This is a genomic window from Croceimicrobium sp., assembly GCF_965228705.1.
GTDB lineage: Bacteria > Bacteroidota > Bacteroidia > Flavobacteriales > Schleiferiaceae > Croceimicrobium.
Genome location: NZ_OZ245832.1, coordinates 2695889 through 2711053, shown reverse-complemented (window position 1 = coordinate 2711053; position 15165 = coordinate 2695889). Strand labels below are relative to the sequence as shown.

Here is a 15165-nt window from a genome sequence, read left to right as displayed (position 1 = left end):
GGGCCCCATTTCGGGGCCCTTTCCATTTTAGAAATTGTAGCGTAACTCAATCCCTCCATAGCTGTTTATGCGATCTGGAGCGGGTAAGTAGGCATCCGCTAATTGGTTTACAAAAACCATATAGTAATAGCGGCTGCTGAGCATATTATTTAGGCCCGCAAACACATGCAGGTTAAAGCCTGCTGCTAAGGCAATCTTATAGCCCGCCTTTAAATTGAGCACATCAAAAGCCTCAGTTTTATTGGCGCCATCCGAAGTAATATTCATAGCACCTTGATGACGAAGACTCAATTTGGTATACCAACCGGCGCTACCTTGAATGTCAATCCCCGCATTATAACTTAAGGGACTTACCCCGGCTACTGCCTGACCATCATATTCTTCCGTCACCGCCTGACTGGCACCACGGGGTACGCCTTCATAATAGAAATCGCGGTAAACGAAATCATTGGCAGTTACATTTGCCCAGGGCTGTACATGTTTAAAGATGTGGTTTTTAGACCCGATAATCTCATAGCGCACACTGGCTTCCAGTCCTTGATTATCCTGGCCTCCGGCATTAATCAAATAGGTATAGGCGGTGGTAACACTATCCAGAGGTACTGCAATGGAGGTCATCTTATTACGGAATTGGGTGCTAAAGGCTGCAATCTGGAAATTGAGTCGGCCTTTAAGCAAATTCCCTTGGGCGCCAATTTCAATTTGACTGCCACTTTCGGGTACCAGATCAGTATTCAGTTCACCGGTTGCGCCGATTATAATATTCCCGCTTAAGGGTGTTTTATAGGAACGATTATAAGAGGCAAAGAGGCTCCATTTTTTAGCAAAGCTTTTACGCAGGGCAATATGGGGCGACCAGTAATTTTTATAATCTATCTGATAGCGCGGATCCAAATCATTGCCATTTTGGTACATGCGATTTTCGAGGTCGATGCTTAAGGAGCTTAAGCTGATGCCGGCTTCGAAAGACCAGTCATGGGGCATTTGTAATTCCCATTGACTGAAGTACACCTGGTTTTGATTGCGAACAAATTGATTACTCCTTAAAGGCCCTACGATATTATAGCGTGAGGGATAAAGGCTGTCCTCTATCATACTATGGCTTAAGGCATGGTTGCGCTGAAACTGAATTTCAATCCCGGTATGTCCGGAAAGCAGGTAGTCTTCGGCCAGTTTAAAAGAGCTGCCAAAATCACTGCGCAGTCCGAAATTGATAGGCTGCTCATCATTCCAACCACCGGCAGAACTCGAGGTGCTGCTGGCTCCGGATCCAAATACGGTAGTTTGATTATTCCAGTGGCTGTTAAATTGATAGTGATTGCTAAGGCCGAAGCGAAGGCGTTCTACCTTGCTGTGCGCGTTATTCTTGATATAACGGGCGTTTCCGGTATTGTCTCCCGCTTCAAACTGGGCGATGGTGAGTTCTCCACCTCTTTCATCATAACTATCGCTATATCCGAAATAAGTTTCTACTCTTTGTTTAGCCGAAATTCGGAAGGAGCCAACCAAATTCACAAAGTCCTTGCGAGAAGCAGTATGCTCCATATAACCATCCGCTTTTTGATGACCATAGTTTAAAAGCCAGGAGCCATTTTTGGTACCTCGGGCTATGGTGGTGGTATAGCGTTGTAAACCAAAGTCACCAATAGTAGCACTTTGCTGAACATAGCTTTCGCCTTCCTTGGCGGGAAGAATGCTCAGATTAATGGCTCCGGCAATGGCAAAACCATATTTAGAGCCGGCCGGTCCTTTTTGGATATTCACCGCACTGATGCTGGCGAAGTCAATATCATCCAAAACGGTTAAACCTTCTGCGTCTGTAAGGGGAATACCATTTAAATAAACCTTGGTTCCCTGAGTATTGAAGTTATTGCTGGCACCACGGAAACCAACACCATTTCCATAACCCCGAATATTGAATTGTTGGCCTCCGGATACTGTACGACGCCACATATTAACACCTGGAACATGGGTATTAATGGCTTCGTCCATAAAGAGGCCTTTACCCATTTGTAATTCACGGGGATCGAGGTTTTGCACCGCCTGACTTTCCTGATAACTGGCCTTGCGTGGCGCACTCACCTCTACCATGGGTAGTTCTTCATTAGAGGCTAAAAGGGCTATTTCGTAAAACTGATTGCAATCATCAATCTCTACGCTTTGTGTGATAAAGTCAGGATGACTGATGCGAATTTCAGCACTGCAGTTTAGGCTAAAGAGCCCTTCTTTATCACTGCGTACCTCTTGACCATCGGCATTGCTTACTAGCACTCCGGCCAGGGGCTGGCGATTTTCCGCGTCGCTGATGCGTCCACGGACATTCTGTGCGAAGCTCAAAATAGGACTGAGCAACAACACTATTAATAGTAATCGTTTCATTGATTCATTTTTTAAGACTCGCAGGCATATAGCCATAGCAAGCCTTGCCCTTTTCCAAGGGCGATTATTGGAAAAACGGAAACAGATTCGCGTTAAGGCGGATATTTAGGCCGGAAATTCAGGAGGTGGAGTTTCGACCCCTAAGTATTTCTCCAATAAGGGAAAAGCTCCAGGCAAAGATGGGTGGAGCTTAGAATCCAGTTGATACTTGAGGCTTTCGCCTGAGAAGATTAGAAAGAGGTCGCTGAGCATTAATTGGGCCATTTGACGTTCCTCTTTGGCGGGCCCAGAATGGTATTGCAGGCGACAGATTTGGTCGAGCTGTACAAAGAGCGCTTCTTCTTCACGGTCTTCGATACACCAAAGAATGCGTTCTGAGGGGCGATTTTCTTCGCGTACAACATCGTACATGCTGCCATTATAACGCAGTTCATGGTCATTTACCCAGTGAAATTCTCGGGCATTTTCGTCGTTGATTTTAAGGGCATGCAGTTCCTTTTGCGGAACCCCGGTTTTTATCCGAGTCTTAACCGCTCTGCGGATTTGCTGGCGCTGAATTTGGAAAAAAAGACCATTCCCACCGATGTGAAACAGCAGTAAAAAGACCAGGAATAGGCCTGCAATTTTGGGTATGATTTCGGTCCTCTGCAAATCTTCGCCAAGAAAGTGAAAAACCCCGGAAGATACCAATGGCTCAGCTCCCGGGGTCCCCCATCCAAACAATTATGACTTATTGCCATCCTCCACCCAGGGTTTGGTATAGCACCACCTGAGCGATTAATTGTTCTTTCTTCGTTTCTATTAATTCAAACTTGGACTCCAGCGCATCGCGTTGAGTCATTAATACCTCCATATAATCAGCGCGAGCCGATTTAAACAAATCATTGGAAATGGTAATCGATTCGTTCAAGGCATCCACTTCCAGTGATTGGAATTTTAAGCTCTCATTGAGATTGGTAATCTTCGAAACCTGGTTCGAAACCTCAAGATAGGCTTGCAGCAACTGCATTTCATAGCGATAAGCCATTTCAATTTGGGTGGCCGATGCATTGGCATAGGAGGCCTTAAGTGCTCTTCGGTTTATAAGGGGGGCACTTAAATCGCCAGCCAAATTGTAAAGCATAGACTCCGGACCGGTTATCAGGTAACTGGCATTAAAAGCCTGCATGCCTAAGCCTGCACTCAAATCTAAGGAAGGATAGAATTGGGCTCTGGCTACTTTCACTTGTAGTTCAGCCGCTTCTAATTCACGCTCTGCTTCGCGGATATCGGGACGATTTGCCAATAGGTCTACCGGTTTACCATAATGAATTTCGGCGGGCTTAATATTGAGGAGTTCCTCAGAGCTACGGCGGATCGGTCCGGGGTAGGAACCTAAGAGGAAGTGCAATTTGTTTTCGGTTTCCCGAATTTGCTGAAGCACGCCAAAGCGAAGACTCTTAGTGCGGAGTACCTGAGCTTCAAATCGACGTACCGCCAACTCATTCACCTTGGAGGCGATTTTTTGAAGCTTCACAATTTCCAGAGCATTATTCTGGAGGGCGATGTTGCGATCCAGAATTTTAAGCTGATTATCCAATGCCAATAGCTCATAATAGCTGGAGGCGATTTCAGCGATAAGCTCAGTTTGCATAAAGTGACGCCCTTCGATGCTGGCCATATATTCGGCAACGGCGGCATCTTTCGCATCATGCAATTTGTGCCAGATATCAATTTCCCAGGAGGCGGTGGCCCCGAAAAGTAAATCGGGCACCGGATCCGGCATAGCGCGTCCGGGAGCAATATCAGTAGTTGCCTCATTAGCTCCCAGTGGGGTATAACGAGCGGTTTTGTCTACTCCGGCTCCGGCCTGCACGCCAGCAAAGGGAAGGTATTCCCCCTTACGGGCTAGGATTTCGTTATTGCGGCGCGCCATTTCCTGGAGATTGATATTGAATTCCTGATTGTACTTTAAAGCGGTATCAATCAGAGCTACCAAATTGCTATCCTGGAAAAATTCGCGCCAAGCAATTTGGGCGCTGTTCAGGGTATCGGTCTCAGCCTGAAAATTTTCAGGTACTGTCCGGTTCTCTTCTTTTAGCTCATGCACGGGGGCACAGCTAAATAGCAGTAGAGCCGGTAAGCTGAGAACTAGGATTCGTTTTGCTGTATTTTTCATGATCTTAATTCTTAGGGCTTAAGATTCTGATTCATCCGTTTCGATCGTATAACTCTCGGTATAAGGGCGGTTATCCTCATCCTTAATCAGGCTTTTACCTTCGGCCAGGCTACCAAATATGTAGTAGAGTCCAGGCACGATAATCACCCCGAAGAGGGTGCCGAACAACATACCACCCAGAGCGGAAGCACCAATGGTACGGTTACCAACGGCACCAGGGCCATGGGCCATTACCAGTGGAATCAAACCCGCGATAAAGGCGAAGGAGGTCATTAAAATGGGGCGGAAACGAACTCTCGCGCCTTCAATAGCCGCTTCTAATACGCTTAGACCTTGCTGGTTTTTCTGTACCGCAAATTCTACGATCAGTACCGCGTTTTTACCCAAGAGACCTACCAGCATTACCAATCCCACCTGCGCGTAGATATCATTGGCCAATCCCAAGGTTTTAAGCAAGAGGAAGGAACCAAATACCCCGGCCGGTAAAGAGAAGATTACTGCTAATGGCAGGATAAAGCTCTCGTACTGAGCTGCCAGTACTAAGTACACGAAACCGAGTACCACTAGGAAGATGTACAGTGCTTCATTACCCCTTTTTACCTCATCGCGGGATAAACCGATCCAGTCGATATCAAATCCGCGTGGTAGCTCTTTAGCCACTTCTTGAATGGCGGCAATGGCCTCACCACTACTGTAACCATCGGCAGGAGCACCGTTAATGGCGGATGAGGTATACATATTAAATCGGGTGATCTCATTCAAACCCTGCGTTTTCTTCACTTTCATAAAGGAAGAATAGGGCACCATTTCATCCCGATCGTTTTTCACATAGAGCTTCATCAAGTCTTCCGGCAAACGACGGTATTCGGGTGCCGCTTGCACATAAACCTTGTAGAAACTTCCGAAGCGGATGAAACCTTGTTCGTAGGTACTACCGATTAAAATTCCCAGGTTATCCATGGCCTTACCGATGGATACCCCTTTTTGCATGGCAGCCTGGTTGTCGATTTCCAGTTCGTATTGCGGGTAGTTGGCGGCGAAGAAGGTAAAGAGACCGCTAAGCTCGGGCCGCTCATAAAGTTTGGCCATAAACTCATCGTTCACCTTCTCAAAGGCCTTATAATCGCCACTATTGGTTTTATCTAAAAGTCGCAGGGCAAAACCACCGGCGGCACCATAGCCCGGTACTGCAGGGGGTTGGAAAAATTCGATGGTAGCGCCCGGTATTTTATGGGCTTCTAGCTCCAGCTCTTCGATAATTTCCCACACGTTTTCTTTCCGTGCCGACCAGGGTTTGAGGTTAATCAAACAGGTACCGGCATTGGAACCCCGACCTTCGGTAAGTACCTCATATCCGGCCAAAGCCGAAACGGATTGAATCCCGTCAATTTCTTCGGCAATTTCCTGTAATTGGCGCGAGATATCATTGGTACGTTCCAAAGTAGATCCGGGAGGGGTTTGGATAATAGCATAGATCATCCCCTGGTCTTCACTAGGGATAAAACCAGCCGGAAGAATATTGCTCACGCCAATAATACCAACCCCAAAGGCCAGCAGCATGCCGAAGGTTACCAAACGACGGTTTACAATTTTCTTCAGCAAGGCAGCGTATTTGCCGGTAAGGCGATCGAAGGCATTATTAAAGGCATCCAGACCGCGTTCCAAAATATTCATCTTGCGCACCTTACCGTGGTTGTTCTTCAAGATCATGGCACTCAATACCGGAGTAAGGGTAAGCGCTACTACCCCGGAAAGGATAATCGCCGTGGCCATGGTGATGGAGAACTGGCGGTAGAAAATACCTACCGGACCCGACATAAAGGCTACCGGTACGAATACCGCGGCCATCAATAGGGTAATGGCGATAACAGCACCGCTAATCTCATTCAGTACCAGCTTTACTGCTCGGAAGGGGTTCAGTTCCGGGAAGTCGTGCATTTTGGCGTGCACCGCTTCTACCACTACGATTGCATCATCCACCACAATACCAATGGCCAATACCAAAGCAAAGAGGGTGATGAGGTTAATCGTAAGGCCAAAAGCCTGCATAAATATGAAGGTACCGATAAGGGATACGGGTACCGCCAGAGTGGGAATTAAGGTAGAACGCCAATCACCCAGGAAGAGGAATACCACAAAAGCTACCAGAACGAAAGCTTCGCCCAGGGTATGCAGCACCTTTTCGATAGAGGCATCGAGGAAGCCTGATACGTCGTAGCTAATTTCATAATCCATTCCCGGAGGGAAGTTCTCAATTTTGAGTTCCTCCAGTTTTTCTTTTACCTCTTCAATAACCTTGGAGGCATTACTACCATAGGTTTGTTTAAGGGTAATAGCCGCAGATGGGCGGTTGTCGAGATTGGAATAGATATCGTAAAACTCACTACCAAATTCAACTTCGGCGATGTCTTTTAAATGCAGGATTTCACCCTCAGCATTGGCGCGGATAATTACATCCTCATATTGTTCGGGCTCATTGTATCGCCCGGGATAGGTAAGTACATATTCCAAAGATTGGGAAGTTTTACCTGAGCTCCGACCAATCCGGCCGGGAGAGCCGATTACGCTTTGTTCGGACAGGGCCTCCATAACTTCTTCAGTAGACACATTATAGGCTCGCATCCGATCCGGTTTTAACCAGATGCGCATGGCATATTGCCGACTACCGAGAATTTTTGCTTGCCCAACCCCCTTCAAGCGTTTCAGCTCGGGGAGGATGTTTACACTGGCGTAATTGTAGAGGAATTTTTGATCGGCCCTTTCATCCTCACTGTAGAGGTTCACATACATCAGCATATTGGGTTGGGATCGACTTACGATAATACCTTCCCTTTGTACCAATGGCGGCAGTCGGTTGGTAACCTGCTCAATACGGTTTTTAACACTTACTACCGCCTGGTTAGGATCGGTGCCCAAATCAAAAACTACCTGAATGGTGGCCTCACCAGCCGATGTGGCATCGGAGGTCATATAGTTCATTCCCGGTGTACCGTTAATGGACTTTTCGAGCGGAATAAGTACCGACTTCACCAATACATCTGCACTGGCACCGGGATAGGCGATAAAGATATTTACCCGTGGAGGGGCAATGGAGGGGAACTGAGAGATGGGTAGAGACTGAATGGCCAGCACTCCCATGAATATGATTACCAACGAAATACTGATCGACAGTACAGGTCGGCGAATGAATTGCTTAAACATGATGGCTGAAATTTATTCGGCGTACAGTTTCAATTCTTTCCAAACGGCTTTGGGATCCTTCAATTCGAAATTGATATGATCGCCATTACGCACTTTTCGGAGTCCTTCTAATAAGATGTGCTCACCTTCCAGCAAGCCACCTGAAATGAGGTAGAGGTCTTCCAGTTCATGTGCCACTTTAAGCTCACGCAGATGTACCACATGCTCTTCGTCGATCACGAAAACATAGTGTTTATCGAGAATTTCGAAAGTGGCTTTTTGAGGAATGATCAAAGCGCTTTCGAGCTTGTCTTGCATAATGATATTCCCGGTTTCACCGTGGCGTAGCAATCCGGTTGGGTTTGGGAAAGTGGCCCGGAAAGGAATGTTTCCAGTCTCATTATCGAAATCGGCCTCAATCGCACTTACTTTTCCTTCATGTTGGAAGATGCGATCATTCGCCATTCGTAATTGAACGGGTAGGATGTGCTCTTCTCTTAAGCGCTCCTGATAGTCGAGGTACTCGGCTTCAGGTACATTAAAGTATACCCACATTTCGCTGTTATCGGAAAGGGTGCTCAGCAATTCACCTTCGTCGATTAAGCTACCTTCTCGAACGTGGAAGCGGTCGATAATCCCACCAAAAGGCGCTTTAATTTCGGTGAAGGACATATGAGTTTCAGCCAATGAAAGCTCCGCTTTGGCTTTGGTGTAGCGGGCTTTGGCCATGGCTAATTCGGCCGAAGAAACCACGTCGCGATCGGCTAGAGATTTGGTGTTCTCGTATTCGATGCGCGCGAGTTCGGCCTCCGCTTTGGATTTCTCCAATTCGGCTTTGTAGATATTGGGCATAATGCGGAACAGCAATTGCCCTTCTTTTACTTGATCACCCTCATCCACATAGATGTGCTGTAAATAACCTCTTTCGAGGGCCCGCAATTCGATGTGACGGATGGAGTGAATTTGACTTACGTATTCTTTGGAAAGTGCGGTGTCTACTCGCAATGCCGTGGTGGCAGTAAAGACAGTTTCAGAATGGTGGTTTTCAGAATGCTCAGATTCGCAGGCGCTTAAAATGCTTAAGGCCAGGATTCCGAAGCCAATGATTCGTCTCATTTTGAGAATTTTTGAATTGAATAATGGATGGGGTTGAAATAAGAATCAATCGATTTTTATTCCGATCCGGTGCTTTTTAGGCAGAACGCAAAAGGGAGTCCGGAGCTCCGTTTTCAAAATGATTAAATCCTGGCAGATGGAATTTTTAAGCTGCAGAATTGCAAATAGAGAGGAATATCTCTACTGAATGAAACTGGGCTTTCGAGAAGGCTGCAATGCTCTTCGCCGATGCCGTATAGGAATTCTTCTAGATGTTGGGGCCAGTCAAAAAGGCTCCAGTCCAGTAAATCTTCTTCAGATTCGTTTTCGGAGGTTAAGCTTTGGAATAAGGCATGAAAACTATTCTCCTTATCTAGCTTTTGAATGAAACCCGAATCCGTTTTTTCAATCAGAAGCAGCTCTGATTCTACTGTGTTTCCGGTACCGCTAAAATGAGCCAGGGCAAGGGACAGACCGAGCTCGCCCAGTAGAGAGAGTCCAGTTAATAAGAAGAGTATCCGTCCAAAAGCTCTTTTCAAAGCATGAGAATTACGGCGCGAAAGTATTAAAGAAAAGTACAGGAATAAAAATCCTAAGCTTAAAGTCCTACTAATATCGATTATCGGGAATTCGAAAAAAAACAGGGAGCTTATTGAACTCCCTGCCTGTACTTACTCATACAAATCAAACACCTCGAACCATTACAGTTCATCTGAGATGTTTTGTTCTTTACCCCCTAAATAACTTTCATCCGCAGATTCCATCAGGAGAGGTGTTTGATGGAATCAAAGTAAGGGACTTCAAGCCTTTTACTCTGTAGCTTTTTGTTGGAGATTAGCCTAAACTTTTACTACAGAAAAGTCTGAAAACGAATAAATATTCGGGAACGGACTTTAATCGAGGATTAAGAGGCTTTAATGGCAATACGCAATCCGGCCTCTGTTTTATTAACCTGGGTTAGGCCATGCTTGGCTAATCCTTTAAGGCCTTTGTCCCATTGTTTGTTAGACAAAGCCACAGCCGATTTTAATTCTTCCAGATCCATTTCCTCTTTCTCTTTCAAGATTTCAAAAATGGCTTTTTCATTATCGGCAAGCTCTACTTTCTTTTCGGCTTTCTTCTCTGGTTTCATCTGTGGGAAGAAGAGTACTTCTTGGATAGAGGCATTATCGGTTAGCATCATGGTTAAGCGATCAATGCCAATTCCCATTCCTGAGGTTGGAGGCATACCGTATTCCAGGGCACGTAAAAAGTCCTGATCGATAAACATCGCCTCATCATCGCCTTTCTCGCTTAAGCGTAATTGCTGTTCAAAACGTTCGCGTTGATCAATAGGATCATTAAGCTCCGAATAGGCATTGGCCACTTCTTTACCATTAATCATCAGCTCAAATCGCTCGGTATATTCAGGATTATCGCGGTGCTTTTTACAAAGAGGCGACATCTCTACCGGATAGTCGGTAATAAAGGTGGGTTGGATATAATTGGGCTCACATTTCTCACCAAAGAGCTCATCAATCAATTTGCCCTTGCCCATACTGGGGTCGGTTTCAATACCTAAATCAGCGCAAGCTGCACGTAATTCGTCTTCGCTCTTACCATCAATATCAAAGCCGGTATGCTCCAAAATAGCCTCACGCATGCTTACCCTTGGGAAAGGCGCTTTAAAGCTGATTTCTTTGCCACTCAGACTTACGGTGGTATTACCCTTATGCACGGATTTCACCACATGCTCCAGCATTTGCTCGGTAAAGTCCATCATCCAGAAGTAGTCTTTATAGGCTACATAGATTTCCATTACGGTAAACTCCGGATTGTGAGTGCGGTCCATACCTTCATTACGGAAGTCTTTGGCGAATTCATAAACTCCTTCGAAACCGCCTACAATCAGACGTTTCAAATAAAGTTCATTGGCAATCCGCAAGTACAATGGCATATTCAGCGCATTGTGATGGGTAATAAAAGGGCGTGCTGCGGCACCACCGGGAATGGGCTGTAAAATGGGGGTCTCTACTTCTAGATAATCGAAGCGGTTAAAGAATTCCCGCATGGCATTAATAATGCGCGTACGGGTAACGAAGGTTTCCTTTACCTTGTCATTAACCACTAAATCTACATAACGCATACGGTAGCGTTGCTCGGGATCGGAAAAAGCATCGTATACATTTCCTTCTTCGTCTTTCTTAACGATAGGAAGAGGTTTTAGGCTTTTGCTTAATACTGTCAGGCTATCGGCTTCAATGGTAACCTCGCCCATTTGGGTGCGGAAAACCTTACCGGTGATGCCTATAAAGTCACCAATATCCAGGTGACGTTTGAAAACAATATTGTAGAGATCCTTATTCTCATCCGGGCAAAGTACATCGCGATTCAGGTATACCTGGATACGTCCTTTGCTATCCATCACATCCAGGAAAGAAGCCTTTCCCATGATGCGTTTCGTCATGATCCTCCCGCTAATCTTCACCTGTTTCCATTCTTCAGCTTCTTCCGATTTCTCGAAACCTTCGAGAATGGAGCTTGAAAAATGACTGGCCTCATAACGTGCAGCAGGATAGGGCTCTATGCCCATCTGCCTTAAGGCGGCCAGCGATTCGCGTCTTTGGATTTCCTGTTCGGAAAGATGTTGGCTCATGACCTGAAATTTCGCGCAAAAGTACCGAATTTCTAATGCCTGACCTCGCCCTTTAATAGGCCATTGGTTTTAGCTATGGCCGAGGTGTTTTTTAATGAATGGTTCTAGTGAAGGAAGTACACCGTACTGAATACTATGAGCAGGCCACTACTAAAGCCTAAAACCAGCTCCTTGCCATCATGAGCCTTTAAACTTAAGCGAGCTGAGGCTACTATACCAGCCACTAAGATTAGTCCGGCAATAAAAGGTAAGAGATTGAGACTGTATTTGGCGGACACAGCCATCAGCATTCCTAAGAAACCGCCCAGGCCACCTAAATGGGCGCTGGATTTTAAAAAGCTGAGTAAGACTAAATGCAGCAGAATAACATAGGCTGCTCCGGCCAGATATTGATGGGCTTCTGCTGCGAGACCAGCACTTTTAATGAGTTGGGAGGTGAGGAAAAAACTCAAGGCCCCTATGGTATAGGGCCAACGTCGATCGCTGGCCTTTTCCATCATTAAACTACTTATCACGCGAAAGCGGTAGAGCAGAATGCTAATTAAAACCGGTATGAGGTAGGTGCCGCAAAACACCATCAATAAAGAGAGGAGGACCACATTTCTTGGATAGTGATAAGGCAGGTATTCGAAAATAAAATACAGACCTACCAAGGGGTATATCGCTGGATGGAAGAGGATGGAGATAAACTTGGCTAAGCGGATATTCATCTAGAGTTGCTTGCGTAAACGGGCTACCGGAATATCCAGTTGTTCCCGGTATTTAGCTACGGTACGGCGGGCAATGGGGTAGCCCTTGTCTTTTAGAAGCTGGGCTAGTTTATCATCGGTAAGAGGCTTGCGTTTATCTTCTTCAGAAACGGAAACCTCCAATATTTTCTTGATTTCGCGGGTACTTACATCTTCACCAGCATCATTCTTCATGCTTTCGCTGAAAAACTCCTTGATCAGGAAGGTTCCATAAGGAGTGCTTACATATTTATTGCTGGCGACACGCGATACGGTGGAAATGTCCATTCCAATTTCATCGGCAATATCCTTGAGAATCATAGGGCGAAGCTTTAACTCATCGCCAGTTTGGAAATAGTCTTTTTGGTATTGCATGATGGCCCCCATGGTAAGCATCAGGGTTTGCTGCCTTTGCTTGATCGCTTCGATAAACCATTTGGCGCCATCTAATTTTTGCTTTACAAAAAGGGCAGCTTCCTTTTGTGCTTTGTTTTCCTTTTGCCCTTGGCGGTAAGTCTCGAGCATTTCGCGGTACTCCCGACTTACATTTAGCTCCGGAGCATTGCGACTATTTAAGGTCAATTCCAATTCGCCTTCTACAATGCGGAGGGTAAAATCGGGAACCACTACTTGCACTTCGCGATTGCTATTGCTGGTGCTATTGCCGGGTTTGGGATTTAGGCGGGTAATTTCGAGTATCGCTAATCGCAAATCCTCCTCATCCAATTCCAGCCGCTGGATCAACTTTTCGTAATGCTTTTTGGTAAACTCATCGAAGAAGTCCTCCAATATTTCCAGCGCTAATCTTTGATGATAGCTACTTTCTTCCTGACGTAGTTGAATCATCAGGCATTCTCGCAAATTGCGTGCGCCAACCCCGGCAGGCTCCAGGGCTTGAATGAGTTTTAGGTAGCGCTCCAATTGCTCTTCCTCCACAAAGATGTTTTGGGTAAAAGCAAGATCATCCACAATGGCACTTAGCTCGCGACGGATATAACCGTCATCATCAATATTCCCAACCAGATATTCGGCGATCTGCCGTCCTTGCTCATCGAGGGGGTAGGTGCCTAATTGCTCCAGAAGAAATTCGTGAAAGCTTTTGCCGCCCGTAATGGGCACCTTGCTTTCTTCATCGTCGGGCGAATAATTATTGGCTTGTAATCGATAGTCAGGAATTTCATCATCACTCAGATACTCATCCACGTTGATGTCTTCTGCCTCGATGCGCTCCTCTTCTCTTTCGTTTTCCTGATTGTCGAATTCGAGATCTTCGCTATCGTTTTCGCTTTCTTCCTTTCCTTCTTCTAAAGCGGGATTGCTTTCCAGTTCTTCCTTAATTTTTTGCTCAAAAGCCAGGGTAGGCAACTGAATCAGCTTCATGAGCTGAATCTGCTGCGGACTGAGTTTTTGCAGTAATTTTTGGTTGAGCTGTTGTTTAAGCATGGTGCAATTTGGCTGGGTGAAGTTAAGAAAAAGCGGCTCGACCTATCAAAGATTTTGCCGTTTTTGCTCAAGCTTAACAAACTGCGTGCCAGCTCCCGATTTTAAAGGACCAATGCCTTAAAATTCGGCGTTGCCCGGAGTACGAGGGAAAGGAATTACGTCGCGAATATTGGTCATTCCGGTTACGAATAATACCAAACGCTCAAAGCCTAATCCGAATCCACTGTGTACGCAGCTGCCAAATTTTCGGGTATCGAGATACCAGTCTAATTCCTTCTCGTCGATACCGAAATCATTCATCTTACCACGTAGTACATCGTAGCGTTCTTCCCTTTGCGATCCTCCTACAATTTCACCAATGCCGGGGAAGAGAATATCCATGGCACGCACGGTTTTCTCATCCTCATTTAAACGCATGTAGAAGGCCTTAATTTTGGCCGGATAATCGAATAAGATTACCGGTGCATTGAAGTGTTGCACCAGGTATTTTTCGTGCTCCGATTGTAAATCTGCTCCCCATTCGTTGATGAGGTAATTGAAACGTTTTTTCTTATTCGGTTTCGAATTGCGAAGAATGTCGATGGCCTCGGTATAGCTTACTCTGCGGAAGTTATTGTCCACCACAAATTGCAGTTTTTCACGCAGGGGTTCGCTACGATCTTTCTCGGGTTTGGATTTTTCTTCATCCTTTAAGCGACCTTCTAAAAATTCCAGATCATCACCACAGTTTTCTAAAGTATAGCGAATCACATGCTTTAAGAAGTCTTCCGCCAAATCCATATTGGCATTTAGATCATTGAAAGCCACTTCGGGTTCAATCATCCAAAACTCTGCTAGGTGACGTGAGGTATTTGAGTTTTCGGCCCGGAAAGTTGGTCCGAAAGTATAAACCTTAGACAAGGCCATAGCTCCTAATTCGGCTTCCAGCTGACCGGATACGGTGAGGTTGGTTTCCTTGGCAAAGAAGTCTTTGCTATAATCAATTTTGCCCTCTTCGGTTAAAGGCGGATTCTTTTTATCGAGTACCGATACATTAAACATTTCCCCTGCCCCTTCGGCATCACTACCGGTAATAATAGGAGTGTGCAGGTAGAAGAATTGCTTTTTATGGAAGTAGTCATGCACGGCATAAGCCAGGTGATGACGAATGCGCATTACAGCACCAAAGGTATTGGTACGCATCCGCAAATGAGCGATATCACGCAAGAACTCCATGGAGTGTTTTTTGGGCTGCAATGGATACTCCTCCGGATTGCTTTCCCCTAAAACTTCTAATTCCCGTACTTGAATTTCAACGTCCTGACCTTTGCCCTGGGAGCCTAATAAATCGCCTTTAGCGCGAATAGCCGCACCGGTCGCGATTTTCTTTAGCAGGCCTTCTTCCAGGTTTTCGAAGTCAACAACTAGCTGCAATGTTTTAATGGTAGAACCATCACTAAGCGCAATAAAACGATTGCTACGAAAGGTTCTAACCCAGCCTTTCACTTCTTGGGTGGTACCAATAGGTTTTTGCTGTAAAATATCTTTAATGGATAAACTCATTCTCT

The 15165-nt window shown here is 45.7% G+C and carries 10 protein-coding genes; all 10 read right to left on the bottom strand.

Features of this window, described 5'->3' with window-relative positions; all coding sequences use genetic code 11:
• Window positions 1–27 precede the first annotated feature (27 nt).
• The 10 genes from ACO05P_RS12225 to asnS all read right to left on the bottom strand — a co-directional run bounded on the left by ACO05P_RS12225 (window position 28) and on the right by asnS (window position 15160).
• The gene (locus ACO05P_RS12225) at window positions 28–2379 is read right to left on the bottom strand and encodes a TonB-dependent receptor (RefSeq protein ID WP_421751222.1); all 2352 of its coding nucleotides are present in this window, start codon (window positions 2377–2379) and stop codon (window positions 28–30) included.
• 105 nt (window positions 2380–2484) lie between these two features.
• The gene (locus ACO05P_RS12220) at window positions 2485–3102 is read right to left on the bottom strand and encodes a hypothetical protein (protein ID WP_421751220.1); all 618 of its coding nucleotides are present in this window, start codon (window positions 3100–3102) and stop codon (window positions 2485–2487) included.
• 7 nt (window positions 3103–3109) lie between these two features.
• Window positions 3110–4537 (bottom strand): TolC family protein, encoded by a 1428-nt coding sequence (locus ACO05P_RS12215; RefSeq protein ID WP_421751218.1) that lies wholly within the window; start codon window positions 4535–4537, stop codon window positions 3110–3112.
• A gap of 18 nt (window positions 4538–4555) precedes the next feature.
• A complete protein-coding gene (locus ACO05P_RS12210; RefSeq protein ID WP_421751217.1) occupies window positions 4556–7738 on the bottom strand; it encodes an efflux RND transporter permease subunit in 3183 nt (1060 codons plus the stop codon).
• 12 nt (window positions 7739–7750) lie between these two features.
• Window positions 7751–8833 (bottom strand): efflux RND transporter periplasmic adaptor subunit, encoded by a 1083-nt coding sequence (locus tag ACO05P_RS12205; protein WP_421751216.1) that lies wholly within the window; start codon window positions 8831–8833, stop codon window positions 7751–7753.
• Between the two features lie 122 nt (window positions 8834–8955).
• Window positions 8956–9351 (bottom strand): hypothetical protein, encoded by a 396-nt coding sequence (locus ACO05P_RS12200; RefSeq protein ID WP_421751215.1) that lies wholly within the window; start codon window positions 9349–9351, stop codon window positions 8956–8958.
• A gap of 365 nt (window positions 9352–9716) precedes the next feature.
• Window positions 9717–11447: a lysine--tRNA ligase gene (gene lysS / locus ACO05P_RS12195; RefSeq protein ID WP_421751214.1), complete on the bottom strand. Its 1731-nt coding sequence runs from the start codon at window positions 11445–11447 to the stop codon at window positions 9717–9719.
• 104 nt (window positions 11448–11551) lie between these two features.
• Complete coding sequence (locus ACO05P_RS12190) at window positions 11552–12157, bottom strand: hypothetical protein (protein WP_421751212.1); 606 nt, start codon at window positions 12155–12157, stop codon at window positions 11552–11554.
• On the bottom strand, window positions 12158–13618 hold the full coding sequence (gene rpoN / locus ACO05P_RS12185) for an RNA polymerase factor sigma-54 (protein ID WP_421751210.1): 1461 nt from the start codon (window positions 13616–13618) through the stop codon (window positions 12158–12160).
• Between the two features lie 117 nt (window positions 13619–13735).
• Window positions 13736–15160 (bottom strand): asparagine--tRNA ligase, encoded by a 1425-nt coding sequence (gene asnS, locus ACO05P_RS12180; protein WP_421751209.1) that lies wholly within the window; start codon window positions 15158–15160, stop codon window positions 13736–13738.
• Window positions 15161–15165 lie beyond the last annotated feature (5 nt).

Excerpts from the sequence above, each read along its gene's own strand:
- lysS (WP_421751214.1), bottom strand. The coding sequence starts at position 11,447 with ATGAGCCAACATCTTTCCGAACAGGAAATCCAAAGACGCGAATCGCTG.
- asnS (WP_421751209.1), bottom strand. The coding sequence starts at position 15,160 with ATGAGTTTATCCATTAAAGATATTTTACAGCAAAAACCTATTGGTACC.
- rpoN (WP_421751210.1), bottom strand. The coding sequence starts at position 13,618 with ATGCTTAAACAACAGCTCAACCAAAAATTACTGCAAAAACTCAGTCCG.
- ACO05P_RS12190 (WP_421751212.1), bottom strand. The coding sequence starts at position 12,157 with ATGAATATCCGCTTAGCCAAGTTTATCTCCATCCTCTTCCATCCAGCG.
- ACO05P_RS12215 (WP_421751218.1), bottom strand. The coding sequence starts at position 4,537 with ATGAAAAATACAGCAAAACGAATCCTAGTTCTCAGCTTACCGGCTCTA.
- ACO05P_RS12205 (WP_421751216.1), bottom strand. The coding sequence starts at position 8,833 with ATGAGACGAATCATTGGCTTCGGAATCCTGGCCTTAAGCATTTTAAGC.
- ACO05P_RS12225 (WP_421751222.1), bottom strand. The coding sequence starts at position 2,379 with ATGAAACGATTACTATTAATAGTGTTGTTGCTCAGTCCTATTTTGAGC.
- ACO05P_RS12210 (WP_421751217.1), bottom strand. The coding sequence starts at position 7,738 with ATGTTTAAGCAATTCATTCGCCGACCTGTACTGTCGATCAGTATTTCG.